Raw genomic sequence first — 22,959 nt, 5'->3', positions numbered from 1 at the left:
CTCAATTCTGCTGCTGGGCAGGCCCCAGATGGGCAGCGTCGATCACGAACTGTGCCAACGCCCGGCCGAGGCAATCATGGACCTGTTTCGCTAGCTCCGGCCCGCGGGACGGGCTGAACAGGTCGAACTGCCCCTGATCATTCCACTGCCGCATGATCGCGAAACGATCGAACAGCGGGACATCATGCTCCTGCGCCACCACCCGCATGTTGTCGAGATATGGCGGCACCGAGATCATGGTTTCGGTACGCGGGCTGTACTGCAAATTCATCAAGACGACGTCAGCCCCTGCATTTTGCAGCGCGGCAACCCCTTCGGTCACAGCGCCGCGGAAATCGTCGGGATCGATGGCTCGGATAGCATCCACGGTCCCGGTCTGCCAGATGACCAAAGTAGGCCTTTTTGCTTCCATCAGCTTAACGAAGGTTCCGGCCGCCTCCTCGGCCGTTTTCTTGCTCTGTATTTCTACGGAGACGTGCACGGCCGCCGACGGCGGGAGCATTTCCTTCAGGACCGCCTGCATGCGCGCCGGATAGGACGCGTCCTCGGAGGCCGGAATGGTGGTCGAACGGCTGCCGATGACCAGGATTTCAAGGGGTTTGCCTGATTTGACGACCTCGGCGACCCTGGGAAGCTGACTCTCGCTGGTCAGCAGATAAGATGGCAATTCGCAGGCTGCGGGCGCGGCAGGAGCGGCAGCAGGCGCAGCATCGCCCGCGCGCGCGTGGGGCGCGGCGAGGCTACCGCATAGCAGGATCAGGCTCAGGAGAACCTTCGCCTTCATCAGCCCCCTCCCGCCAGATCGGCGTTGCCGACGGCGTTTTTGGTTTTCGCACCGCTCTTGTCAGCCACGCGCTTGTACCACGAAATCACCGAAGCCACGCCCCACATGATCAGGATTCCGCAGAGACTAATCAGCGCATGCATGACCGCGCCGCCGGAGACTTCGGCCAGGATGAAATGGCCGGCAAAGGCGAGGAAGACGCCGAGGCAGAAGATCTCGAGGGAGTGCTGGCCGCACAGGATCAGCGGGCGCAGCCAGGGCGATCTCAGGCCCGGCCACTCCCGCGGCAGAAAGCGCACGGTGAGCGCCGCCAGCGCCAGGAAATGCGTGAAGCGCAGCACATCGAGATCGGTCTTGTCGATCGGGTACATCCATTGCTCGAGCCGCTTCGGCATGAAATGCGACAGCTGCGGCACGTACCAGGTCAGCGTCACGTAGAACGCCGCGACGATATAGGCGATCGCGATCCACATCGTCACCGGCGAGGCCAGGATACGCGACATGCGCCGCGCACCTCCGAGCGCGCACCATGCGCCGAACACGAACAGCAATTGCCAGGCGAGCGGATTGAACGCCCAGAAGCCGTTCGGATAGGCGGAGAAGTAGAGATCGAATTCCCAGGTCACCGCATAGAGCGCGGCCGAGAGCGCGAGCGTGACGTCGGGCTTCCACTTCATCGACCACAGGATCAGCGGCAACGCCAGCATCAGCACGATATACAGCGGCAGCACGTCCATGTTGACGGGACGGAAGCGCAGCAGCAGCGCCTGCACGATGGTGATGTCGGGCTGCTTGAGGAAGTCCATGATCCCCATTTCTTCAGTGTAGAGCGGGTTTTCGAAGCTGGTCGCCACATAGGAAATCTCGGCGAGGAAGATCGTGAACAGGAAGACGTGGGCGACGTAGATCTGCCAGACGCGCCGCAGGACGCGCGCGGTGGCGATGACGACGCCGCTCTCCAGCATCGCCCGGCCGTAGACGAAGGCGGCGGTGTAGCCGGAGATGAAGATGAAGATCTCGGTGGCGTCGCTGAAGCCGTAATTGCGGATCGTGAACCAGGTCAGAAGGCTCGGCGGCAGATGGTCGATGAAAATCAGCCACAACGCGAGGCCGCGGAACAGGTCGAGCCGCAACTCGCGCTCGCCGATGGCGGGCAGCGAGATGGCCGGCGCGGCCGCGCGCGGTTTTGCGGTTCCCGCGATCGATCCCGTCACTTGGTCGGCAATGGTCATTGGGGCCTAGAAACCCTTGCGCAAGTCGCGACGCATGAAGGAGTTTACAGGTCCGGCCATCGTCTCGCAAAGCGGCCGGATCACATTTGGGGTCTACTTCCTTGCGAATTCTGGCGGGACGATGTCGCGAAAACCGCCTCAGGCGTTTGGTTCCGGACCCGGATTTCGTTATGATGGCAGCCATGTACCGCGCCGTGACCCGTCAGATCGAAGTGACCGTCGAGCCGAACTTTGTTCCGGAGCAGTCGTCGGCCGACCGCTCGCGCTTTTTCTGGTCCTACACCATCGTCATCACCAATTCGGGCGACGAGACCGTGCAGCTCAAGACGCGGCACTGGATCATCACCGACGCCTCCGGCCGCCAGCAGGAGGTGAAGGGCGAGGGGGTCGTCGGCGAACAGCCGATCCTGGCTCCTGGCGAGCGCTTCGAATACACCTCGGGCGTCCCGCTCTCGACCGCCTCCGGCTTCATGACCGGCCGCTACCAGATGGTCAGCGAAAGCGGCGAACGCTTCGAGATCGAGGTGCCGACATTCTCGTTGGACAGCCCGGACAGCAAGCGGGTGCTGAACTAGGACGCGCAGTTCGCCGCAACGCTCACAACTGTCATGCCCCGGCTTGACCGGGGGCATCCAGTACGCCGCAGCCTCTCGCTTCCATCACCACCGTCTCGGAGCACTGGGTCGCCTGCCTTCGCGGGCGATGACCCTGAGTGGGTGCAATACGAAAACAACAGACGCCTTACGCGTCCTCCACACCCGCCTCATGCGGCGTGAACTGGTACACCGAGCTGCAGAACTCGCAGGTCACGACGACCTTGTCGTCCTTGACCATCGCGGCGCGATCGTCCGGCGAAAAACTCTTCAGCATGGACGCGACCGCATCTCGCGAGCAGGAGCATTGCGCCTTGAGAGACAACGGCTTGAACACGCGCACGCCGCGCTCGTGGAAGAGGCGGTAAAGCAGCCGCTCGCCGGACAGCTCGGGATCGATCAGCTCGACATCCTCCACGGTCTCGATCAGTGAGCGTGCCTCAACCCAGGCGTCGTCCTCGGCAACGCTGTGCACTTCGGCGCCTTCAGGGGCATCGCCGGGATGCAGGTCGGCCTGCCGCGCGCGCTCCGGGGCTTTCGGCAGAAACTGCATCAGCATGCCGCCGGCGCGCCAGCGATGCTTGCCGCCATCGCTACTGCGCCACTCCTCGCCGACCGCAAGGCGCACCTTGGTCGGGATCTGCTCGGAGCGCAGGAAATATTCGTGAGCGGCGTCTTCCAGACTACCGCCGTCGAGCGCGACCAGACCCTGGTAACGGCTCATGTCGGGACCCTGGTCGATGGTCATGGCGAGATGACCGCGGCCGAGCAGCGTGCCGGAGTCCTTGGCGACACCAAGGCGCGCGGCATCGAAGCGCGCATAGGCGCGCAGGCGATCCGGCGCCTGGTAGTCCACCACCAGGAACGACACCGGACCGTCGGTCTGGGCCTGGAGGATGAAGCGGCCCTCGAATTTCAGCGCCGAGCCGAGCAGCGTCGTCAGCACGATGGCCTCGCCGAGCAGCTTGCCGACCGGCGCCGGATAATCGTGCTTGGTCAGGATCTCATCGAGCGCGGGCCCGAGCCGCACCAGGCGACCGCGCACGTCGAGCGCGTCGACCTCGTAGGGCAGCACGGCGTCATCGATCGGAACCGCTGATGGCGCGCGAACCGGGCCTTCAGGCCCGGTCTTCATGTCAGGGGATTGGAAAACCATGGCGCTTTATCTGGGGTCGGAGGTGGTGGAATGGAAGGGCCGCGAGGGGCGGTGTGTTCCGGATGCAGTCATGATCGCACACGATCCTGCAGATTCGATGTCGTCCCGGGGCGCGCGACTTGTCCGCCGAAGCTCGAAGAGCGAAGGCGAAAGCGCGAACCCGATACGCATGACCGCAGGCCTGGGTTTGGCGAAGACTGTCGGCCTTTAGCGTCCGCCGCGCGAGAGATTCCGCGGTAGCCCCTGCGTTCGCAGTGCGTTCGCAGGGACAACGATCTGTGAGGCGACCGCCGGGGCTTCGGCGAGATTACGTCACCGCGTCGAAGCACCAGGCCAGAATGCCCTTCTGCGCGTGCAGGCGGTTTTCAGCCTCGTCGAACACGACCGATTGCGGGCCGTCGATCACGTCATCCGTGACCTCCTCGCCGCGGTGGGCCGGCAGGCAGTGCATGAACAGCGCGTCTGGCTTGGCGAGCGACATCAGCTTGGCATTGACCTGATAGGGCTTGAGCACGTTGTGCCGGTGCTCGCCTTCCTTGTCGCCCATCGACACCCAGGTATCGGTGACGACGCAGTCGGCGCCCTTCACGGCGGCCTCAGGATCGGTGCCGAGCACGATCGGCGCATTCGTCGCCTTGATCCAGTCGCGCATCACCTTCTTCGGCGCGAGCTCCGGGGGCGTTGCGACGTTGAGCTTGAACTTGAAGCGCTCGGCGGCGTGAGCCCAGGACGCCAGCACGTTGTTGTCGTCGCCGGTCCAGGCCACCGTCCGGCCCTCGATCGGGCCCCGATGCTCCTCATATGTCATGAGGTCGGCCATCACCTGGCAGGGATGCGAACGCCGCGTCAGGCCGTTGATGACGGGCACGGTCGCATGTTGCGCAAGCTCGAGCAGCGCCTCGTGGTTGAGGATGCGGATCATGATGGCATCGACATAGCGCGACAGCACGCGCGCAGTGTCGGCGATGGTCTCGCCACGGCCGAGCTGCATCTCGGCTCCGGTGAGCATGATGGGCTCGCCGCCGAGCTGGCGCATGGCGACGTCGAACGAAACGCGGGTGCGAGTCGAGGGACGCTCGAAGATCATGGCCAGCGTCTTGCCTTCGAGCGGCTTCACCGGCTGGTGCGCCTTCTGCTTCGCCTTCATCGCGGAGGATGCGGCAAGCATGCGCTTGAGCTCGGTGAGCGGCAGCTCGTTGATATCGAGGAAATGCTTGGGTGAACTGCTCATCAGCTTGCCGCCCGCTTGTTGGCGGCAAGGGCCGTGCAGGCGCGCTCGAGCCGCACGACGCTATCCTCGATCTCGGCTTCTGTGACGACCAGAGGCGGCAGGAAACGCACGACATTGTCGCCGGCGCCGACGGTGAGCAATTTTTCGTTGCGCAGCGCTGCGACCAGATCGGCGGAGGGCACCACGGCCTTGATGCCGATCAGGAGCCCCTCGCCGCGCACCTCGCTGACGACGTCGGGGTGACGGTCGATCACGGAGGCGAGCTTCTGCTTGAGCAGCAGCGACATCTTCTGCACGTGATCGAAAAAGCCGGGCTTGAGCATGACGTCGAGAACGGCGTTCGCAGCCGAGATCGCGAGCGGATTGCCGCCGAAGGTCGAACCATGCGAGCCGGGGCCCATGCCAGCCGCCGCCTCCGCGGTCGCCAGCACTGCGCCAATCGGGAAGCCGCCGCCGAGCGCTTTCGCCAGCGACATCACGTCAGGCGTGACGCCGGTGCGCCGATGCGCGAACAGATCGCCGGTGCGGCCCATTCCGGTCTGCACCTCGTCGAACGCGAGCAGCAGGCCCTTCTCGTCGCAGAGCTGGCGCAACGCCTTGAGGAAGGCGGGCGGCGACGAACGCACGCCGCCCTCACCCTGGATCGGCTCGATCAGGATGCCGGCGGTCTGCGGACCGATCGCCTTCTTTACGGCCTCGATGTCGCCATGCGGCACCTGGTCGAAACCGTCCATCGGCGGGCCGAAACCTTCGAGATATTTTGCAGCTCCCGTCGCAGCCAGCGTTGCCAGCGTGCGGCCGTGGAAGGCGCCTTCGAAGGTGATGATGCGGTAGCGCTCGGGATGACCCTTGGAGAAGTGATGATGGCGGACCAGCTTGATCACGCCCTCCAGCGCCTCGGCGCCGGAATTGCAGAAGAAAACGAAATCCGCAAAGCTCTCGCTGCATAGGCGCGCGGCGAGCTTCTCGCCATCGGGGCTCTGGAACAGGTTCGACATGTGCCAGAGCTTCGTCGCCTGCTCCTGCAGCGCCTTGACCAGCGCGGGATGAGCATGGCCGAGCGCATTCACCGCGACGCCCGATGTGAAGTCGAGATAGCGCTCGCCGTTGGTCGCGATCAGCCAGCAGCCTTCGCCGCGCTCGAAACCGAGGTCGGCCCTGGCGAAAACGGGGAGCAAATGCGGCGCGGCGCTGTTGGTCATGACGATCACTTGGATGTTGCGGACGGCCTGAGTGCGTTGCGCAACGCACCATTGACCGGCCCGGAAAACGAAACGTGCCGCCTTTTAAGGGCGGCACGCACGACTATCTTATGCTTGGTGAGACGGGTGTCAATGCCGCCCGAAAAGCCCCAGGAAACGCTGAATCCGTAGTCTTGCGGTGCCGATTTTGCGGGATTTTTCACCACGGAACATGTGGAAGCGAGTCGGCGGACTCTTGCGCGCGAGTCACGCCATATTGTAGCGTTTGGACTGTCAGATACGACATCTCGTGCAGCAGTTCTGATCCCAAGAGTCCTCATGTACCGGCGTAAACGTTCGGGCGCACCTTGTGTGCCCGGCGAGCCTTAAGGGATTCTGGCGGCACGGGTTTTTCAAGGCTTAGGCATTCGCTGTGAGGCCCCAGGATGGCTGGCCGGCAGCGAGGGAAAGGGTGCAATGACGGTTTTGACCTGGTCCGATGATCGCGTCGAGCAGCTGAAGAAGCTCTGGGAGGCCGGACTTTCGGCCAGCCAGATCGCGGCCGAGCTCGGCAATGTGACCCGCAATGCCGTGATCGGCAAAGTGCACAGGCTCGGCCTGTCCGGCCGCGCCAAGAGCCCCTCGTCGGCCGCGCCCCGGCCGCGCAAGGCGCGTCCCGCGCAGCACATGATGCGCGTGAGCCGCCCGATCTCGCGCGGCAACACCGCGCTGGCGCAGGCCTTCGAGGTCGAGGTGGAGGCCGAGCCGGTCACCTACGACAACGTGGTGCCGATGAGCCAGCGGCTGTCGCTCCTGGAGCTGAACGAGGCGACCTGCCACTGGCCGGTCGGCGATCCATCGAGCCCGGATTTCTTCTTCTGCGGCGGCAAGGCGCTCTCCGGCCTGCCCTATTGCGCGCAGCACTCGCGCGTCGCCTACCAGCCGGCGGCGGATCGCCGCCGCGCGCCCGCGAAGCCGGGCACGCGCTGAGCACTGCTTCAACGACATCGTCCCGGCACGCGGCCGGGACGATCCGAAGCAAAAAAGCGCGCCGCTCGGCACGCTTTTATTTTGCTCGCTTGCAGCCGTTCTTACGTCTGCTCCGCTTTCGCGAAGCGATCGTCCAGCGCGTAGCCGGCGCCGCGGACGGTGCGGATCGGGTCCTGCTCGCGGCCGAGATTGAGCAGCTTGCGCAGACGGCCGATATGCACGTCGACGGTGCGTTCGTCGATGTAGATGTCGCGGCCCCAGACGCTGTCGAGCAGCTGCTCGCGCGAGAACACGCGGCCGGGGTGCTCGAGGAAGAACTCCAGCAGGCGATATTCGGTCGGACCGAGATCGATCGGCCGGCCCGAGCGCGCGACGCGACGCTTGTCGCGGTCGAGCTCGATGTCGCCATAGGCGAGCACGGTTGCGAGCCGCTCCGGGCTCGCGCGCCGCAAGAGGCCCTTCACGCGCGCCAGCAGCTCCGGCACGGAGAACGGCTTGACGATGTAATCGTCGGCGCCGGTCGCAAGACCCCGCACCCGCTCGCTCTCCTCGCCGCGCGCGGTCAGCATGATGATCGGAAGCTGCTTGGTCTCCGGGCGGGTGCGCAGCCGTCGGCACAGCTCGATGCCGGAGAGGCCCGGCAGCATCCAGTCGAGCACGATCAGGTCGGGGATGTGCTCCTTGAGACGGGTGTCGGCGTCGTCACCGCGCATCACCGTCTCGACGTCATAGCCATCGCCTTCGAGGTTGTAGCGAAGCAGCTCGGTGAGAGCTTCCTCGTCTTCAACCACCATAATGCGCGCGCCCATGGTGTCGTCGCTCCTTGACTCTTCAGCTATTCGGGATCGTCGTGGCAAAGGTCGTCATGTCACCCTTCGGCCGCTTGTCGGTGATCGCCTGGCCCTCGATCATGTAGAACACGGTCTCGGCGATGTTGGTGGCATGGTCACCGATGCGCTCGATGTTCTTGGCGCAGAACATCAGGTGAATGCAGAACGAGATGTTGCGCGGATCCTCCATCATATAGGTGAGAAGCTCGCGGAACAGAGAGGTGCAGATGGCGTCGACTTCCTCGTCGCCCTTCCACACCGCCATCGCCGCCGGCAGGTCGTGCGCGGCATAGGCGTCCAGCACCGACTTGACCTGCTGCTGCACGAGGTCGGTCATGTGCTCGAGGCCGCGGAACAGCTTCAGCGGATGAAAGTCCGTCTCCAGCGCCGCGACGCGCTTGCCCATGTTCTTGGCGAGATCGCCGATGCGCTCGAGATCGGTGGCGACGCGCATGGCGCCGACGATCTCGCGCAGGTCCACCGCCATCGGCTGGCGGCGGGCGATGGTGAGCACGGCGCGCTCCTCGATCTTCTTCTGGAGCGCGTCGATCTCGGCGTCGGTCGCGACCACGCGCTGGCCGAGCACGACGTCGCGACGGATCAGCGCGTCGACGGAATCGACGATCATGCGCTCGGCGAGGCCGCCCATCTCGGCGACCAGGCGGGTGAGCTCCTGGAGGTCGGTGTCGAAGGCCTTTGCGGTATGTTCAGAACCCATATCCCGTCTCCTCAGCCGAACCGGCCGGTGATGTAATCCTGCGTGCGCCGATCGCTCGGCGAAGTGAATATCTTGCTGGTATCGTCGAACTCGATCAACTCGCCGAGATACATGAAGGCGGTCTTGTCGGAGACGCGGGCCGCCTGCTGCATGTTGTGGGTGACGATCGCGATCGTGTAGTTCTCGGACAGCTCCTGGATCAGCTCTTCGACCTTGGCGGTCGAGATCGGGTCGAGCGCCGAGCAGGGCTCGTCGAACAGGATCACCTCGGGCCGCACCGCGACGGTGCGGGCGATGCAGAGGCGCTGCTGCTGGCCGCCGGAGAGCGAGAGGCCGGACGCATTGAGCTTGTCCTTGACCTCGTTCCACAGCGCGCCGCCGCGCAGCGCCTTCTCGACGCGGTCGTCCATCTCGGACTTCGAGATCTTCTCATAGAGACGGATGCCAAACGCGATGTTCTCGTAGATCGTCATCGGGAACGGCGTCGGCTTCTGGAACACCATGCCGACGCGGGCGCGCAGCAGGTTGAGGTCCAGCTTGGGGTCGAGGATGTTGGTCTGGTCGAGCATCAGCTGGCCGGTGGCGCGCTGGCCCGGGTAGAGGTCGTACATCCGGTTGAAGATGCGCAGTAGGGTCGACTTGCCGCAGCCCGACGGGCCGATGAACGCCGTGACGCGATTGGTGCCGAGCGTCAGGTTGATGTTCTTCAGCGCGTGGTGCTCGCCGTAATAGAAGTTGAGGTTGCGCACCGTCACCTTGGCCGGGGCCTCGGGCAGCGGCTGCGAGCCGTGCTGAACGGGCGTACTGACGGTAACTGACATATCGCTCATTTTGCGGTCCTCTCGGCGCTCAGGATGCGCGCGCCAATGTTCAGGGCAAGCACGGTCAACGTGATCAGCAGGGCGCCGCTCCAGGCGAGCTGCTTCCAGTAGGCATAGGGGCTCTGCACGAAGTTGTTGATGGTCACCGGCAGGTTGGCCATCGTCTTGTTCAGGCTCAGGCTGAAGAACTGGTTCGACAGCGCGGTGAAGAGCAGCGGCGCGGTCTCGCCGGCGACGCGGGCGGTGGCCAGCATCACGCCGGTGATGAGGCCCGAGCGCGCCGCGCGATAGGCGATGCGCTTGATCACCAGCGAGCGCGGCAGACCGAGCGCGGAGGCAGCCTCGCGCAATGCGTTCGGCACCAGCAGCAGCATGTCCTCGGTCGTGCGCAGCACCACCGGAATGACGATCACGGCGAGCGCGAGGCAGCCGGCGATGGCCGAGAAGCCGCGCATCGGCACCACGACCGCGCCGTAGATGAACAGGCCGATGATGATCGAGGGCGCCGACAGCAGGATGTCGTTGATGAAACGGATCACCGAGGTCAGCTTGTCGTTGCGGCCGTACTCGGCGAGATAGGTGCCCGCGAACAGGCCGAGCGGCGCGCCGATGCCGACGCCGAGCGCGGTCATGATCAGCGAGCCGACGATGGCGTTGAGGAGGCCGCCCTCGGTCGAGCCGGGCGGCGGGGTGTTTTCGGTGAAGACCTGGAGGTTGAGCCCGGTCAGGCCGTTGTAGAGCAGCGTCAGCAGGATCAGCGCGAGCCAGGTGACGCCGAAGGCGGCGGCGGCAAGGCAGAGCGCACGGATGACGATGTCCATGCGGCGGCGGCGTGCGTAAATCGGGTTCATGTTACTTCCCCGCCTTCTTTTCGAGACGCAGCAGCATCAGGCGCGCGGCGGCGAGCACGAAGAACGTGAGCACGAACAGCAGGAGGCCGAGAAGGATCAGGCCGGACTGGTGCAGGCCGTCGCTTTCGGCGAACTCGGACGCGATCGCCGCCGAGATCGTGGTGCCCGGGGCGAAGATCGACGAGGAGATGCGGAACGAGTTGCCGATGATGAAGGTCACCGCCATGGTCTCGCCGAGCGCGCGGCCGAGCGCCAGCATGACGCCGCCGATGACGCCGACGCGGGTGTAGGGGATCACCACGCTGCGGACGACTTCCCAGGTGGTGCAGCCGACGCCGTAGGCCGCTTCCTTCAGCACCGGCGGCACCGTCTTGAACACGTCGACCGAGATCGAGGTGATGAAGGGCAGCACCATGATGGCGAGGATCAGCGAGGCATTGAACAGGCTGAGATAGGACGGGGGACCGGCGAAGATCGCGCCGAGCACGGGGATGCCGTCGGAGATCTTGATCATGAACGGCTGGTAGGTGTTGGCCAGGAACGGGCCCAGCACGAAGAAGCCCCACATGCCGTAGATGATCGAGGGGATGCCGGCGAGCAGCTCGATTGCCATGCCGATCGGGCGGCGCGCCCATTGCGGGCACAGCTCGGTGAGGAAGATGGCGATGCCGAGACCGACCGGAATGGCGATCAGCATCGCGATGAACGAGGTGACGAGCGTGCCGTAGATCGGGCCGAGCGCGCCGAGCACGGGGGGATCTGCCGACGGCGCCCAGCGCTGCGTCCACAGGAACGAGAGGCCGTATTCCTTCATCGCCGGGAAGGCACCGACGATCAGCGAAACGATGATGCCGCCGAGGATCAGCAGCACGGAGATCGCGCTGAGCCGCGTGATCCAGTAGAAGGTGAGGTCACCGAGCTTGAACGCGCTCAACGCCTTGGCGCGATCGTACGGTCCGGCGGCATCAACTACATTGCTCTCGACAGCCATCTCTGCCACGCCGATCCCCTGTACCTGTTTATATACGCTTGTTGTCGGTGCTGCGCTCCGGATGCAGCGCGAGGCCGATCCGGAGCGGACGTCTTTGAGGTCCCGGCAATCGAGAGCGCCTTAGCTCTTAATGTCGGCCGACCAGGTCTTCTCGATCAGCTTCACGACGCTCTCGGGCATCGGGATGTAGTCGAGCTCCTCGGCGGCCTTGGCGCCGTTCTTGAACGCCCAGGTGAAGAATTTGATGGCTTCCTTCGACGCCGCCTTATCCGCCGGCTCCTTGTGCATCAGGATGAAGGTCGCCGCGGTGATCGGCCAGGACTTGTCGCCGGGCTGGTCGGTCAGGATGACGTAGTAGCCGGGAGCCTTGGCCCAGTCGGCGTTGGAAGCAGCCGCCTGGAAGGCTTCGACGGTCGGCTGAACCGTCTTGCCGGCCTTGTTGATTAGGGCGGTGTAGGTCAGCTTGTTCTGCTTGGCATAGGCGTACTCGACATAGCCGATCGAGTTCTTGGTCTGGCTGATGTTGCCCGACACGCCTTCGTTGCCCTTGGCGCCGACGCCGACCGGCCACTCGACCGCGGTGCCCTCACCGACCTTGCTCTTCCAGTCCGCGCTGGCCTTGGAGAGATAGTTGGTGAAGTTGAAGGTGGTGCCCGAGCCGTCCGAGCGGCGGACCACGGTGATGGCATCCGACGGCAGCTTCACGTTCGGATTGAGCTTCTTGATCGCGGCGTCGTCCCACTTGGTGATCTTGCCGAGATAGATGTTGGCAAGGGTCTCACCGTCGAACACCAGCTCGCCGGCCTTGACGCCCTCGATATTGACGACGGGAACGATCGCGCCCATCACCATCGGCCACTGGACGAGGCCGTCCTTCTCGAGCTGCTCTGCCTTGAGCGGCGCGTCGCTGGCGCCGAAGGTCACGGTCTTGGCCTGGATCTGCTTGATGCCGCCGCCCGAGCCGATCGACTGATAGTTCAGACCGTTGCCGGTCTCCTTCTTGTAGGCGTCAGCCCATTTCGAATAGATCGGGAACGGGAAGGTCGCACCGGCACCCGTGATGTCGGCAGCAAAGGCTGCCGTCGTCGTTGCGGCGACCAAGCCAGCAGCGACGATAGTTTTGATGAAATTCATGCTGGTCTCCATACAGGGGAACGAAGCGCCATCCGCGCCCGATCGCGCTCCCCGCGCCGCCCCTTTAGGAGCGGTCGGCTGTGCTTTTACGAAGGTTTCGTGACAGTTGGATGACACCACCAAGCGACTGGAATCGCTTTGATTTCAGCTCTGTGTCAGGTTCTTCACCTGAGGAAAACAGGCGGTGAAGGTGGCGCCCTGCCGGGGCACACTTTCGATCAAAAGCCGCCCGCGATGACGGTTAAGAATATGTTTGACCAGCGATAATCCGAGCCCGGTCCCGCCCTGCGAGCGGCTGTCGCCGACGTCGACCCGGTAGAACCGCTCGGTCAGGCGCGGCAGGTGCTCGGGCGCGATGCCGGGACCGAAATCGCGCACAAGGACCCGGATTTCCTGGGTTCCATCCGTGTCTGCCGGAACCGTCAGCGACACGATGACCCGGCCGCCCGAGGCGCCGTATTTGAGCGCGTTCTCGATCAGGTTCTCGAACAGGCGCAGCAGCTCCTCGCGATCGCCCGCGATCATGACGGGGGTCTCCGGCAGATGGGTCTCGACCTCGACCTGGCGCTCCCGCGCCAGCGGCTCCAGCCCGTCGGCGACCTGGAAGATGATCGGCAGCAGGTCGACCAGCGTGTCGGGCCGCACATGGGCCGACAATTCGACCCGCGACAGCGAGAGCAGATCGTCGATCAGGCGCGCCATGCGGGTGGCTTGGTTGTGCATGATGCCGAGAAAGCGCTCGCGTGCTTTCGGATCGTCCTTGGCCTGGCCCTGCAGCGTGTCGATGAAGCCGGACAGCGCGGCCAGCGGCGTGCGCAGCTCATGGCTGGCATTGGCGACGAAGTCGGCGCGCATCTCCTCGACCCGGCGCAGCGGCGTCTGGTCGTGGAAGGTCATCAGCATGCATTTGTCGGCGCCGCCGAAGGTGGTCGGAACCGGCACCGGGGTGATGATCAGCTCCATCCAGCGGTCGACCGGAACGTGGTCGAGGTAGGTGGCGCGCCGTGGCTCGGTGGTCGCGATCGACTCGCGCAGCGCGGTGATGATCTCCGGCGAGCGCAGCGCGAACTGGGCGAGCTCGTTCTTGCGCAGCGCCGGCGCGAGCTGGGCGGCTGCGGCATTGAGATGGATGACGCGGCCGGCGCGGTCGAGCAGCACCGCCGGATCCGGCATGCCGGCGACCACCGCGGCCACCGCCGCGCTTTCGACCGGGTTGACGCGGCGGGTGTCGTCGCGCGAGGCGGCGTTGTCGTGCAGCCGCCAGGGGATCAGCGCCGCAGCCGCGATGCAGAGGAATACTGTCGCGGCGCGGATCACGGACAATTCGCCGAGCGAGACCACGACCGACAGCGCCAGCGCCGCGGCGATCAGGATGACGGTGGAATGGCGCAGCCGGTCGGACCAGGGCTGCGCGGAGGGAGACGATGGGGCGTCGATCGCCATCGGTGCGGGCTTCTCCTAAGGACTCGACGCCGTTCAGGCGCCGCTGTCGCTGCGCTCTCTCACATAGGCGGCTTCGCGCGCCGGGCCGGGGTCGAGCTTGAGCGCCGCCTGCTGCAAACGCTTCGATCGTGCGCCGATTATGACTTCGCGAAACGTCAGCAAGATTACAGATATGACGAAGGGGGACAGATAATAGAGGACGCGGAACAGAAGCATGCCGCCGAGGAGTTCCTCGCGGTCCATCTGCCAGAGGCCGACCAGCATGGCGGCGTCGAACACGCCGAGGCCGCCGGGCGAGTGGCTGGCAAAGCCGAGCAAGGTCGCCGAGACGAAGATCACGGCGACCACGACGAATCCGAGATTGGGCTCGTCCGGGACCAGCACGTACATCGCGAGCGCACAGAAGCCGAGATCGACGATGCCGATCGCGATCTGGAGCAGCGTCAGCGGGCCGCCCGGCAGCACCACGGTCCAGGGACCGCGGCCGACCACCCGCGGCTGGGTCCAGACCCAGACCACATAGGCGACGAGGGCCACGATGATCATCATGGCCAGCGTCCGGTTCAACCAGGCCGGAAGCTGGTCGATCGAGGCGGCAGCCTCCGGATGATAGGAAATGCCGAGGCCGAGCACGGCGGCGTTGCCGAGCCAGAAGGTCAGGCCGGCGAGAAAGCAGATTTTTGCGACGTCGATCGCGTTCAGCCCGTAGGCCGAGTAGATGCGGTAGCGCACTGCGCCGCCGGTGAAGACGCTGGCGCCGACATTGTGCCCGATCGAATAGCTAGTGAAGGCGGCGAGCGCGTTGACGCGATAGGGCACGTGGGAATGACCGATCGCGCGCACCGCGAACAGGTCGTAGAAGGTCAGGGTGAAATAGCCGGCGGCGACGAACAGGGCGGCCATGGCGATCTGGCTCGGCTCGGTGCTTTTGATCGCCTCGAGGACCTCGTTGAAGTCGATGCCGCGCAACATGTGGTAGAGCACATAGCAAGCGATGCCGATGACCGCGACGCTGATCACAACTCCAAGTTTGTGCAGGATTTGCTTCTGGCGCAGAAACGACATCGCCCTGCGTATGGCTTCCAGCATCTAGACCTCGAACAACGCTTCAGCGGCCGGGGTGGCCGGCGAACAGGCGGACGACGCACTGGCACTCAACGAACGCTCGCCGCCGGCTCCGGCATCGCGCATGCCCCCCGCCCCTCCACTAGCGCGTTTTGGGGCCGAGTGGAATTCGACAATTCGAACAAAAACTCGTGCCTTCAATGTTTTAGGCAGGCTGCGGGCTCCGGATGCACGGTTTGGCGCTTTCGGCGGCAAGGCTTGAGGCGAATCTCCATAGCAATCCTGCGCAAGCGCCATGAAGTTTTGATGATTTCAGCCGCACAATGTTCCGTCACGTTTTAAGCCGACGTCAATCTATGGCCCGTGCCCGCCTGTGAAAGAGGGGCCGGCCGACTGTTGTGCCGCGGATTTTTGCGATGGGCTGCAGGCTGTTGGGGTCCTGCCATGGAGGCGAGCTTTCAGACGCGGAGCTACACTAGCTGGCTTCGCAAGCGCACATGACGTCAGAGCTTTCTGGGAGCGCCTATGCTTCCACGGCGTCATGGCCGGGCTTGCCCCGGCCACCCACGCCTGCCTTCGGCGCGAAGAACGTGGATACCCGGGCCTTCGCCTCGCCGAAGCGGCTTCGGCCGCGCAGGCGGGACAAGCCCGGGTATGACGAGCCGCCGCCAAAGCGGCGCGCTTGTCCATCAGTCTAGCCGTAGGGACAGCAGTAGACGTTGGTCACTTCAGGCCTCTCGCCCCTCCCTCAAGCCGCGAGCTGCGGACGCATCGCCTCGATACCGGCGATCCAGCCTGCGACGGAGCGGCCGATCGCCTCGGGGTGATCTTCCTGGAGAAAATGCAATCCCGCGCCCAGCTGGACCAAGGAGCAATGCTTCAACGAGGCCGCAAACCGCTCGGCAAATTCCGGCGCAACGAGCGCACCGGGCTGAGCTGCAAACAGCAGCTTTGGGTATGATGATGCGGCCAGCGCCGCATGCGCGGATTGAAGCGTCGCATAGACATCGGCCGGCTCGCCCGCGATCGGCAGCTCGCGCGGGAAGGCGAGAATGGGGCGGCGGCTTTCCGGCGTCGGGAATGGCGCGCGATAGGGCGCCATTTCGTCCTCGCGCAGCTTGCGCACGATGCCGCCGGGCAGCACGCGCTCGACGAACGCATTGGCCTCGAGGATCATGGCCTCGCCTTCACCGGGCGTCCTGAACTTGCGAAACACGGCCCTCGCCGCCTCCGCATGATCCTGCTCCTCCGGCGCATCGGTGTGGTGGAAATCCTGCCAGGTCGGCATCGGGCGGATGAACTCCATGAAGGCAAGTCCGCGCACGAACTCCGGCCGGCGCGCGGCGAGATGAAATGCGAGCGCGGTGCCCCAGTCCTGCGCGACGAGATAGGCCGAGGAGATGCCGAGCTCGTCGATCAAGGCGTCGAGATAGCGGACGTGATCGGAGAAGCGATAGGCGATGTCGGGCTTGCCGGACTGGCCGAAGCCGATGAGGTCGGGCGCGATGCAATGCGCGAGCGGCGATACCAGCGGCAAAATATTGCGCCAGATGTGCGAGGAGGTGGGATTGCCGTGCAGGAACAGCGCGACCGGCGCGCCTGCCGCGCCTGCCTCGCGATAGGCCATGTTGCTCCCCAGGACGGACGCTGTGCGAATCTCGGTCTGCTTGGTCATGTCAGCTCCTTGAACACGGTTTGGAATGCGATGGTCTTGAATCGCTCGAGCGCTTTGGGATTGCGGTCGACCTTCATGCGCAGAATGGCGCCCTGCCAGGATGCGAGCAGGAAATCGGCAAGCTCTGCGGGCTCGAAATCCGAGGCGATCTCGCCGCTGGTCTGGGCATCCCTGATGCAGGCCGCGAACGGCACGCGCCATTCGGCAAAGATCTCGGCAAGACGAGCGCGTAGCAGCTCGCTGCTGCCGGTCGCCTCCAGGCTGAGATCGCCGATCAGGCAACCGCGGCCGTAGCCGTCGGCCTCGAGCCGGCCGGTGATGATGTCGAGATAGCGCTTCAGCCGCGCGCGCGGAGTCAGCGAGGTGTCCTCGAGCGCCTCGGCGACCAATCCCCTGGTGATGCCGAAATAGCGGTCGAGCACCTCGGAGGCGAATGCCTCCTTGGAGCGGAAATGATTGGTGAATGATCCCTGCGGCGCGCCCGCCGCAGCGGTGACGTCGCGCACGCTAGTGCCATGATAGCCGGTCCGGAACATGACTTTCAGGCCGGCATCGAGAATGGCGTCTTTGAGTGAAGGCTTCGGCATGGGCCGTATAATACGTACGTACGTATTGTTGTCAAGCGCGAACTTGTCTTTTCGCAGCCCTTGGCGATCAGACCATTATCGGAGTGTGAGATCGGCCCGCTGCCGGACCCGCGGGCTCATCAGGCCGCAGGCATGCTCCGCGACACCACGCGGTCGCGCAGCCAGGCGCCGATGGTGCAGCCGACGAGATAGCAGGCGAACATGATCAGGCCGAGATCGAGCCAATAGCCGAAGCGGCCGGGGACCACATGCGTGAACGAGGCCGCAACCAGGGCTGCGGCAAGCACGGCGAGCCAGCGCGCGGTCACTTTCGAAGTGCCGTTGCCGCGCTGGACCACCGAGATCCAGCCCATGCAAAAGCCGAGCAGCAGCGAGCCGATCAGCCAACCCATGTGGAATGAGACGAGATAGGGCATCGTCACCTCACCAGAAATTCGATGCGGCGGTTCTGCGCCTTGCCGTCGTCGGTGTCGTTGCCGGCAAGGGGCTGCGTGGCGCCATAGCCGACCGCGGTGAAGCGGGTGGCGGGCAGGCCGGCCTTGACCAGATAGTCGATCACTGCCTGCGCGCGCTTCTCCGAGAGAGCCTGGTTGAAGGAATCCTCGCCGTCGGCATCGGTATGCCCGGCGACCTCGATGTCGGTGGTGGGGCAGCGCAGCGCAGTCTCGATGAGGTGATCGAGAATGCCGGCGGAATCCGGATCAATATCGGCGCGCTTCGTGGCGAAACGGATTTTGCCCTTGTTCAGGAGCTCGGTGAACAATTGCTGGCACACGGTGCCATCGACCGGGCCCGCGGCGGGCTTCACGGTGATCTCGGGCTTGTACTGCCAGTTCTTCGGAAAGTCCTTGCCGAGCCCGGCACGGATGTCGTTGGCGGCGCCTTCATAGAGCGCATCCCCCGACAGCTTCACCTCGCGATCGGAGACGACGAGCGTGCCGGTCGACAGCCGCGACAGCGCGCCGAGCGCGGCGACCACGGCGGTGTTGAACGAGCCGGGCGCGCCGATGCTGGCCTTGAGATTGTCGACCACCTTCTCGCCGAAGAATTTGCGCGACGCGCTGGTCGCGATCGCCGCGTGCACGTTGTTGTCGGGCACGTAGCCGGTCAGCGTCACGGTCGCTGCGACCGGGTCCTTGTAGGCCTGGAAGATGTAAGGCGGCGCCTTGATATCGTTCGCCGCGACAGAGAAGCCCTCGGGCAGGTTCTTCAGCGCGGCGGCGATCGCCTCGCGGCCGCCGAGCTCGCGCGCCATACCAGACAGGCTGACCTTGGTGTCGGAGATCGTGATCTTGCCGTCCTTGAGCTTGCCGATCTGGTCGAGCAGCAACATCGCGGCCGCCTCGAACCGCGGCGGCGCCCCGCGCGCCAGGGCCATCTGATCGGCGACCTCGACCCCATTGACCTCCTTGCGGGCGGCCTCGGTCAGCCGCTGCTTCATCGACGGCAGCGGCGCGGAGCCCGACAGTGTCACCCGCACCACGTCGCGTTCGGCGTTCCACACGAAGGGCTTTGCTTCGGGAACAAGGCGGGTGAGGTCGTCGACCAGGCGCACGCCGGGAACCATCTCGACCGCCATCACGGCGTCGCGGCGCCCTTCCTCGGAAAACGCTTCCGCAGCCAAGCTGACGTCGCGACCGTCCACCGTGATCCGGGTCTTGTCCAGGACGGTGTCCTTGAGCGCCGCCGAGCTGCGGGACGAGAGGTCCGCCTCGACCGGCAAGGTATTATTCCAGGCCGCAAATCCCCACATGACGGCCAGGGGGATGAGCCCCGGCCACCATTTGCTGGCCCACCTGAAAAGCTTCTGCATTCGACGACCCGAACTCTGGAACCGGAGACAAAACAAACCCTTGGCGGGCTGTCAAACCGGAAATGGCGCCTTTCCGAAGGCCCTGCCGGACAATTGGAATAACTTTTTCTTCAAGGGTCCCACCCTAAGTTGAGGGCGGAATGCCCGGGGGTCGCCCAGCCTGCAATGAAACAACTCCGCAATAACGTCATCCGCGCCGGGCTGGGAGCACTCTATTTCAGCGGGGCGCACCACCTGTTGCGTCCGCTTCTGTCGGGCGTGGGCGCCATATTCATGCTGCACCACGTGCGGCCGGCCCGCGAGGGCGCGTTCCAGCCGAACCGGCATCTCGAAGTCACCCCCGAATTCCTGCGCGCCACGTTGTGCCATCTGCGCTCGCGCGACATCGACATCGTCAGCATGGACGAGCTGCATGAGCGGCTGCGGCAGGGCCGGTTCGACCGCCGCTTCGCCGCCTTCACGCTCGACGACGGCTATCGCGACAATGTGGACTATGCGCTGCCGGTGCTGCGCGAATTTGACGCGCCATTGGCCGTCTATGTCGCCAGCGATTTCGCGGGAAGGATTGGGACAGCTGTGGTGGGCGGCGCTGGAGGCCGTCATCGCCACGGCCGAGCAGATCGACGTCAGAATCGGCAAAGCCGCACTGCGCCTCGATGCGAGCACGCCCGCCGCGAAGCAGGCGGCGTTCGATCGCCTGCATGACTGGCTGCGCGCGCTGCCGGACGAGCGCGATCTCAGGCGCGAGATCGAGCAGCTCTGCACGACATACGGCGTCGACATGGAGGCGCTTTGCCGCAGCCTGTGCCTCACCTGGGACGAGGTGAAGGCGTTTGCCGCCGATCCCCTGGTCACGATCGGCGCCCACACCATCAGCCATTGCAATCTCGCCAAGCAGGCAGAGGACCTTGCCGCGCAGGAGATGGCGGTGGGCCGCGCGCGGATCGAGCAGGCCCTGGGGCGCCCCGTGCTGCATTTCGCCTATCCCTATGGCGACCGCGAGGCGGCCGGGATGCGCGAATTCGCCCTTGCCGCATCCGCCGGCTTCAAGACCGCAGTGACGACGCGTCCCGGCATGCTGTTCGCCGAGAACGCCGACCACATGACCGCGCTGCCGCGCGTCTCGCTCAACGGCAATTACCAGGACACGCGGATCCTGCCGGTGCTGACCTCGGGTGCCGCGACCGCGATGTGGAACGGCTTTCGCCGGATCGCGGCGGCGTAGCTGCTCCATTGCGCACTAGGCGTGGACGACACCTAGTGAGTTTGAACCGGCCTCGCGCAACACGCTCAGCTCGGTGTCGCGCCTTTCTTGACTCCCCTCGCCTCCACGCCCACAACGAGCACCAACCCTAGGGAGGCACCATGTTCAACGACCTGTTCTCGCTCAAAGGCCGCATCGCGCTCGTCACCGGCGGCTCGCGCGGCATCGGCAAGATGATTGCGGCGGGCTTTCTCAGCGCCGGCGCGGCGAAGGTCTACATCACGGCGCGCAAGGCCGGGCCTTGCGAGGAGACTGCCAAGGAGCTCTCCGCACGCTATGGCGGCGAATGCATCGCGCTGCCGATCGACATCTCGACGGTTGCCGGCGCCGAGCTGCTCGCCGGCGAATTCAAGAAGCGCGAACCGAAGCTTGACATCCTCGTCAACAATGCCGGTGCCGCCTGGGGCGCCGAGTTCGACGAATTTCCGGAGAGCGGCTGGGACAAGGTGATGAACCTCAACGTCAAGGCGCCGTTCTTCCTGACCAAGGCGCTGGCCGCGCCGTTGCGCGCGGCGGCTTCCGCCGAGCGGCCGGCGAAGGTGATCAACATCGCCTCGATCGACGGCATCTTCGTCAACCCGATGGAGACCTATTCCTACGCCGCAAGCAAGGCCGGGCTGATCCATCTGACCCGGCGCATGGCGGTGAAGCTGATCTCCGACCACGTCGTCGTCACAGCGATCGCGCCCGGCCCCTTCCAGTCTGACATGAACCGCGCCGCGCGCGACCATGGCGACGAGGTCGCAACCCGCGTGCCCGCTGGGCGCATCGGCACCGACGAGGACATGGCGGGCGCCGCGATCTATCTCGCCTCGCGCGCGGGAGATTACGTGGTGGGCGCGACCATCGCGGTCGACGGCGGCATCGTCTATGCCAACCCCGGGATCAAGGGGAGCGGGTGGGATAGCTGAGGGGCTGCGGCATGTGCAGATTCCAGTTGCCGTTCTGGCGCCATCTCGTCATGGCCCGGGCATGACGACACAACGAGAAACTTCGCAGGTGATCAAGCAACAAGCCGGAAGGTCACCCCGCCCAGCAAAAACTCGTTGCCCGCAACGGCGAGCCCCTTCGCCTTGGCCGCATGCAACGCGCTTGCGACGTCGACCACCCGGAACTCCAGCGCGCTCATGATCTCGCTCCCGCCCTTCACGAAGCGAAAGGTGGCGTTGGGCAGCTTCAACTCGGCGTTGCCAGCCGCAACGCCGATGATCTTGCTCCAATGCTCCGCGAGCCCCTGCGGGTCCGGGCTCTGCATCTCCACCGCAGTCAGCGCCTGAGTCACATCCTTGCGGATGAACTTTTGCCAATCCGGCCCGGCGGGCGGGTACGGACCTAGAATGTCGTCGCTGCCTTGGGTGTGGTTGAACTCGATGAAGGCGGCGCGGCAGTCGCGAGGGTGGAGCTGGACGCCGTGATAGGGCGCGTGGTCAATGACGTTTGCGGTGCGCACGCCCATGGCGTTCGCATTGCGGCCGCGCTCATCCGGATCGTCGCAGCAGAAGATCGCCATGTAGCCGCCGCGGCCGCCGGTCTTCTCGATAAAGCGGCCTGCCGCGGTGCCGTTCTTGAACGGCGCCACCACCTCCAGCAGGATCGTGTCGACCGGGAGCAGCGCGTTCTCAAGGCCGTATTTGGCGACGTTGCCGTCGCGATAGCAGACCGAAAGGCCCATGATCTCCGCGATATGGGAGATCACGGGCGCAAGCTGCGGCGCGACCAGGCAGATCTGCCGCAGCCGCATATAGGGCGCCGCGGTCATGCGCCCTTGAAGGTCGGCTTGCGCTTCTCGACGAAGGCCTTTGCGGCCTCCTTGTGATCCTCTGTGTCGCCGCAGCGGGTATGATGGATCGCTTCGCCGTCGAAGCAATCTTCCAGCGCCAGATGCTCGGCATTGTTGATGTTGCGCTTGATGAAGCCGAGCGCGATCGAGGGGCCCTGCGCCAGCGATAACGCGAGCTCGTGCGCCGCCGTGTCGATCTCGGCGTCGGGCACGACCTTCGTCACCATGCCGATCGCATGCGCTTCCTTCGCGGTCAGCACCGGCGACATCAGATAGAGCTCGCGCGCCCGCGCGCTGCCGAGCAACTGGGTCAGGAAATAGGTGCCGCCGTAATCCCCGGAGAAGCCCACCTTTGCAAAGGCCGTCGTGATCTTGCAGGACTCGCTGGCAATGCGCAGGTCGCAGGACAACGCCATCGACAGACCTGCGCCGGCCGCGGCGCCGTCGAGCTGCGCCACCACGGGTTTCGGCATCTGGTGCAGGATGCGCGAGACCTCCATGCCGCGCCGCAGATTCGCCAGCTTCTGCTCGAACGGCAGCGGCGCGCGACCTGCCGCCATCGATTTGACGTCGCCGCCGACGCAGAACGAGCCGCCCGCGCCCTTGAACAGCACCGCACGCACCTCGGGATCATCGGCCGCGCGCCGCGCCGCCTCGACGAGGCCGGCCACCATCTCGGGGTTGAGCGCGTTCTTCCGCTCCGGGCGATTCATCGTGATGGTGAGCAGTCCGCCTTCGAGCTTTTGCAGGACCATGTCGTTCATGGGACGTCTTCCTTGTTGCTATGTACTTCGTTCGGGGGCTCGCGAAGCGAGAACTC

General features: G+C 65.0%; 22 protein-coding genes and 1 pseudogene. 4 read left to right on the top strand and 19 right to left on the bottom strand.

Going from position 1 to position 22,959, the window contains the following annotated elements; translation table 11 throughout:
• Position 1: 1 nt before the first annotated feature.
• Together ACVWY3_RS32295 and ACVWY3_RS32290 are read right to left on the bottom strand one after the other, a co-directional pair.
• Positions 2 to 784 (bottom strand): SGNH/GDSL hydrolase family protein, encoded by a 783-nt coding sequence (locus tag ACVWY3_RS32295; protein WP_456842076.1) that lies wholly within the window; start codon positions 782 to 784, stop codon positions 2 to 4.
• Positions 784 to 2,016, bottom strand: coding sequence for an OpgC domain-containing protein (locus ACVWY3_RS32290; RefSeq protein WP_456842075.1), 1,233 nt, complete (start codon positions 2,014 to 2,016; stop codon positions 784 to 786). Before ACVWY3_RS32290 ends, ACVWY3_RS32295 begins: the two co-directional genes overlap by 1 nt.
• Positions 2,017 to 2,186: 170 nt before the next feature.
• On the opposite strand from ACVWY3_RS32290, the gene apaG reads away from it, so the two are divergent.
• The gene (apaG, locus tag ACVWY3_RS32285) at positions 2,187 to 2,591 is read left to right on the top strand and encodes a Co2+/Mg2+ efflux protein ApaG (RefSeq protein ID WP_456842074.1); all 405 of its coding nucleotides are present in this window, start codon (positions 2,187 to 2,189) and stop codon (positions 2,589 to 2,591) included.
• A 166-nt stretch (positions 2,592 to 2,757) separates the two neighbouring features.
• Here the strand turns inward: apaG and ACVWY3_RS32280 are convergent, their stop codons facing one another.
• The 3 genes from ACVWY3_RS32280 to ACVWY3_RS32270 form a co-directional block, all read right to left on the bottom strand.
• Positions 2,758 to 3,765, bottom strand: a complete 1,008-nt coding sequence (locus ACVWY3_RS32280; RefSeq protein WP_456842073.1) for an Hsp33 family molecular chaperone — start codon at positions 3,763 to 3,765, stop codon at positions 2,758 to 2,760.
• A 307-nt stretch (positions 3,766 to 4,072) separates the two neighbouring features.
• On the bottom strand, positions 4,073 to 4,996 hold the full coding sequence (gene argF, locus ACVWY3_RS32275; RefSeq protein ID WP_456842072.1) for an ornithine carbamoyltransferase: 924 nt from the start codon (positions 4,994 to 4,996) through the stop codon (positions 4,073 to 4,075).
• Positions 4,996 to 6,198 carry an acetylornithine transaminase gene (locus ACVWY3_RS32270; RefSeq protein WP_456842071.1) on the bottom strand — a complete coding sequence of 401 codons (1,203 nt, stop codon included), beginning with the start codon at positions 6,196 to 6,198 and terminating at the stop codon, positions 4,996 to 4,998. Before ACVWY3_RS32270 ends, argF begins: the two co-directional genes overlap by 1 nt.
• A gap of 456 nt (positions 6,199 to 6,654) precedes the next feature.
• Here ACVWY3_RS32270 and ACVWY3_RS32265 point away from each other — a divergent pair, with 456 nt between their 5' ends.
• Positions 6,655 to 7,167 carry a GcrA family cell cycle regulator gene (locus tag ACVWY3_RS32265; RefSeq protein ID WP_027564820.1) on the top strand — a complete coding sequence of 171 codons (513 nt, stop codon included), beginning with the start codon at positions 6,655 to 6,657 and terminating at the stop codon, positions 7,165 to 7,167.
• A 101-nt stretch (positions 7,168 to 7,268) separates the two neighbouring features.
• Here the strand turns inward: ACVWY3_RS32265 and phoB are convergent, their stop codons facing one another.
• The 12 genes from phoB to ACVWY3_RS32205 all read right to left on the bottom strand — a co-directional run bounded on the left by phoB (position 7,269) and on the right by ACVWY3_RS32205 (position 19,095).
• Positions 7,269 to 7,976, bottom strand: a complete 708-nt coding sequence (gene phoB, locus ACVWY3_RS32260) for a phosphate regulon transcriptional regulator PhoB (RefSeq protein WP_008143479.1) — start codon at positions 7,974 to 7,976, stop codon at positions 7,269 to 7,271.
• Positions 7,977 to 7,998: 22 nt separating this feature from the next.
• Positions 7,999 to 8,715 carry a phosphate signaling complex protein PhoU gene (phoU, locus tag ACVWY3_RS32255; protein ID WP_456842070.1) on the bottom strand — a complete coding sequence of 239 codons (717 nt, stop codon included), beginning with the start codon at positions 8,713 to 8,715 and terminating at the stop codon, positions 7,999 to 8,001.
• An 11-nt stretch (positions 8,716 to 8,726) separates the two neighbouring features.
• Entirely contained in the window at positions 8,727 to 9,545 is an 819-nt protein-coding gene (pstB, locus tag ACVWY3_RS32250; protein ID WP_456842069.1) for a phosphate ABC transporter ATP-binding protein PstB, read from the bottom strand.
• Positions 9,542 to 10,387, bottom strand: coding sequence for a phosphate ABC transporter permease PstA (gene pstA, locus ACVWY3_RS32245; RefSeq protein WP_456842068.1), 846 nt, complete (start codon positions 10,385 to 10,387; stop codon positions 9,542 to 9,544). Before pstA ends, pstB begins: the two co-directional genes overlap by 4 nt.
• A gap of 1 nt (position 10,388) precedes the next feature.
• Positions 10,389 to 11,378, bottom strand: coding sequence for a phosphate ABC transporter permease subunit PstC (gene pstC / locus ACVWY3_RS32240; RefSeq protein ID WP_456843511.1), 990 nt, complete (start codon positions 11,376 to 11,378; stop codon positions 10,389 to 10,391).
• A gap of 120 nt (positions 11,379 to 11,498) precedes the next feature.
• Complete coding sequence (gene pstS / locus ACVWY3_RS32235) at positions 11,499 to 12,512, bottom strand: phosphate ABC transporter substrate-binding protein PstS (RefSeq protein ID WP_456842067.1); 1,014 nt, start codon at positions 12,510 to 12,512, stop codon at positions 11,499 to 11,501.
• A 144-nt stretch (positions 12,513 to 12,656) separates the two neighbouring features.
• Positions 12,657 to 13,955 (bottom strand): ATP-binding protein, encoded by a 1,299-nt coding sequence (locus tag ACVWY3_RS32230; RefSeq protein ID WP_456842066.1) that lies wholly within the window; start codon positions 13,953 to 13,955, stop codon positions 12,657 to 12,659.
• A gap of 33 nt (positions 13,956 to 13,988) precedes the next feature.
• Complete coding sequence (locus ACVWY3_RS32225; RefSeq protein ID WP_456842065.1) at positions 13,989 to 15,044, bottom strand: UPF0104 family protein; 1,056 nt, start codon at positions 15,042 to 15,044, stop codon at positions 13,989 to 13,991.
• Positions 15,045 to 15,768: 724 nt separating this feature from the next.
• Positions 15,769 to 16,695, bottom strand: coding sequence for a haloalkane dehalogenase (locus tag ACVWY3_RS32220; protein ID WP_456842064.1), 927 nt, complete (start codon positions 16,693 to 16,695; stop codon positions 15,769 to 15,771).
• Entirely contained in the window at positions 16,692 to 17,282 is a 591-nt protein-coding gene (locus ACVWY3_RS32215; protein ID WP_456842063.1) for a TetR family transcriptional regulator C-terminal domain-containing protein, read from the bottom strand. The genes ACVWY3_RS32220 and ACVWY3_RS32215 overlap by 4 nt, the downstream gene beginning before the upstream one ends.
• A 119-nt stretch (positions 17,283 to 17,401) precedes the next feature.
• A complete protein-coding gene (locus ACVWY3_RS32210) occupies positions 17,402 to 17,698 on the bottom strand; it encodes a hypothetical protein (protein WP_456842062.1) in 297 nt (98 codons plus the stop codon).
• Positions 17,699 to 17,700: 2 nt separating this feature from the next.
• Positions 17,701 to 19,095 carry an OmpA family protein gene (locus tag ACVWY3_RS32205; RefSeq protein ID WP_456842061.1) on the bottom strand — a complete coding sequence of 465 codons (1,395 nt, stop codon included), beginning with the start codon at positions 19,093 to 19,095 and terminating at the stop codon, positions 17,701 to 17,703.
• 165 nt (positions 19,096 to 19,260) lie between these two features.
• On the opposite strand from ACVWY3_RS32205, the pseudogene ACVWY3_RS32200 reads away from it, so the two are divergent.
• Positions 19,261 to 20,320: pseudogene (locus ACVWY3_RS32200) on the top strand (polysaccharide deacetylase family protein).
• A gap of 140 nt (positions 20,321 to 20,460) precedes the next feature.
• Positions 20,461 to 21,270, top strand: coding sequence for an SDR family oxidoreductase (locus ACVWY3_RS32195; RefSeq protein WP_456842060.1), 810 nt, complete (start codon positions 20,461 to 20,463; stop codon positions 21,268 to 21,270).
• 92 nt (positions 21,271 to 21,362) lie between these two features.
• On the opposite strand, the gene ACVWY3_RS32190 is transcribed toward ACVWY3_RS32195, so the two are convergent.
• Both ACVWY3_RS32190 and ACVWY3_RS32185 read right to left on the bottom strand, forming a co-directional pair.
• Positions 21,363 to 22,118, bottom strand: a complete 756-nt coding sequence (locus ACVWY3_RS32190) for a hypothetical protein (protein WP_456842059.1) — start codon at positions 22,116 to 22,118, stop codon at positions 21,363 to 21,365.
• Complete coding sequence (locus tag ACVWY3_RS32185) at positions 22,115 to 22,903, bottom strand: enoyl-CoA hydratase (protein ID WP_092220437.1); 789 nt, start codon at positions 22,901 to 22,903, stop codon at positions 22,115 to 22,117. Before ACVWY3_RS32185 ends, ACVWY3_RS32190 begins: the two co-directional genes overlap by 4 nt.
• Positions 22,904 to 22,959: the final 56 nt, after the last annotated feature.

The organism is Bradyrhizobium sp. USDA 4486 (genome assembly GCF_054057995.1).
Note: the sequence above shows the minus strand (reverse complement) of the source record. Positions and strands in the feature narration are given on the sequence as shown.

Excerpts from the sequence above, each read along its gene's own strand:
- ACVWY3_RS32290 (WP_456842075.1), bottom strand. The coding sequence starts at position 2,016 with ATGACCATTGCCGACCAAGTGACGGGATCGATCGCGGGAACCGCAAAA.
- phoB (WP_008143479.1), bottom strand. The coding sequence starts at position 7,976 with ATGGGCGCGCGCATTATGGTGGTTGAAGACGAGGAAGCTCTCACCGAG.
- ACVWY3_RS32295 (WP_456842076.1), bottom strand. The coding sequence starts at position 784 with ATGAAGGCGAAGGTTCTCCTGAGCCTGATCCTGCTATGCGGTAGCCTC.
- ACVWY3_RS32210 (WP_456842062.1), bottom strand. The coding sequence starts at position 17,698 with ATGCCCTATCTCGTCTCATTCCACATGGGTTGGCTGATCGGCTCGCTG.
- ACVWY3_RS32185 (WP_092220437.1), bottom strand. The coding sequence starts at position 22,903 with ATGAACGACATGGTCCTGCAAAAGCTCGAAGGCGGACTGCTCACCATC.
- pstC (WP_456843511.1), bottom strand. The coding sequence starts at position 11,378 with ATGGCTGTCGAGAGCAATGTAGTTGATGCCGCCGGACCGTACGATCGC.
- ACVWY3_RS32265 (WP_027564820.1), top strand. The coding sequence starts at position 6,655 with ATGACGGTTTTGACCTGGTCCGATGATCGCGTCGAGCAGCTGAAGAAG.
- pstA (WP_456842068.1), bottom strand. The coding sequence starts at position 10,387 with ATGAACCCGATTTACGCACGCCGCCGCCGCATGGACATCGTCATCCGT.
- ACVWY3_RS32195 (WP_456842060.1), top strand. The coding sequence starts at position 20,461 with ATGTTCAACGACCTGTTCTCGCTCAAAGGCCGCATCGCGCTCGTCACC.
- ACVWY3_RS32280 (WP_456842073.1), bottom strand. The coding sequence starts at position 3,765 with ATGGTTTTCCAATCCCCTGACATGAAGACCGGGCCTGAAGGCCCGGTT.
- ACVWY3_RS32190 (WP_456842059.1), bottom strand. The coding sequence starts at position 22,118 with ATGACCGCGGCGCCCTATATGCGGCTGCGGCAGATCTGCCTGGTCGCG.
- ACVWY3_RS32230 (WP_456842066.1), bottom strand. The coding sequence starts at position 13,955 with ATGGCGATCGACGCCCCATCGTCTCCCTCCGCGCAGCCCTGGTCCGAC.
- ACVWY3_RS32220 (WP_456842064.1), bottom strand. The coding sequence starts at position 16,695 with ATGACCAAGCAGACCGAGATTCGCACAGCGTCCGTCCTGGGGAGCAAC.
- phoU (WP_456842070.1), bottom strand. The coding sequence starts at position 8,715 with ATGGGTTCTGAACATACCGCAAAGGCCTTCGACACCGACCTCCAGGAG.
- pstS (WP_456842067.1), bottom strand. The coding sequence starts at position 12,512 with ATGAATTTCATCAAAACTATCGTCGCTGCTGGCTTGGTCGCCGCAACG.
- ACVWY3_RS32205 (WP_456842061.1), bottom strand. The coding sequence starts at position 19,095 with ATGCAGAAGCTTTTCAGGTGGGCCAGCAAATGGTGGCCGGGGCTCATC.
- argF (WP_456842072.1), bottom strand. The coding sequence starts at position 4,996 with ATGAGCAGTTCACCCAAGCATTTCCTCGATATCAACGAGCTGCCGCTC.
- ACVWY3_RS32215 (WP_456842063.1), bottom strand. The coding sequence starts at position 17,282 with ATGCCGAAGCCTTCACTCAAAGACGCCATTCTCGATGCCGGCCTGAAA.
- ACVWY3_RS32225 (WP_456842065.1), bottom strand. The coding sequence starts at position 15,044 with ATGCTGGAAGCCATACGCAGGGCGATGTCGTTTCTGCGCCAGAAGCAA.
- pstB (WP_456842069.1), bottom strand. The coding sequence starts at position 9,545 with ATGAGCGATATGTCAGTTACCGTCAGTACGCCCGTTCAGCACGGCTCG.
- ACVWY3_RS32270 (WP_456842071.1), bottom strand. The coding sequence starts at position 6,198 with ATGACCAACAGCGCCGCGCCGCATTTGCTCCCCGTTTTCGCCAGGGCC.
- apaG (WP_456842074.1), top strand. The coding sequence starts at position 2,187 with ATGATGGCAGCCATGTACCGCGCCGTGACCCGTCAGATCGAAGTGACC.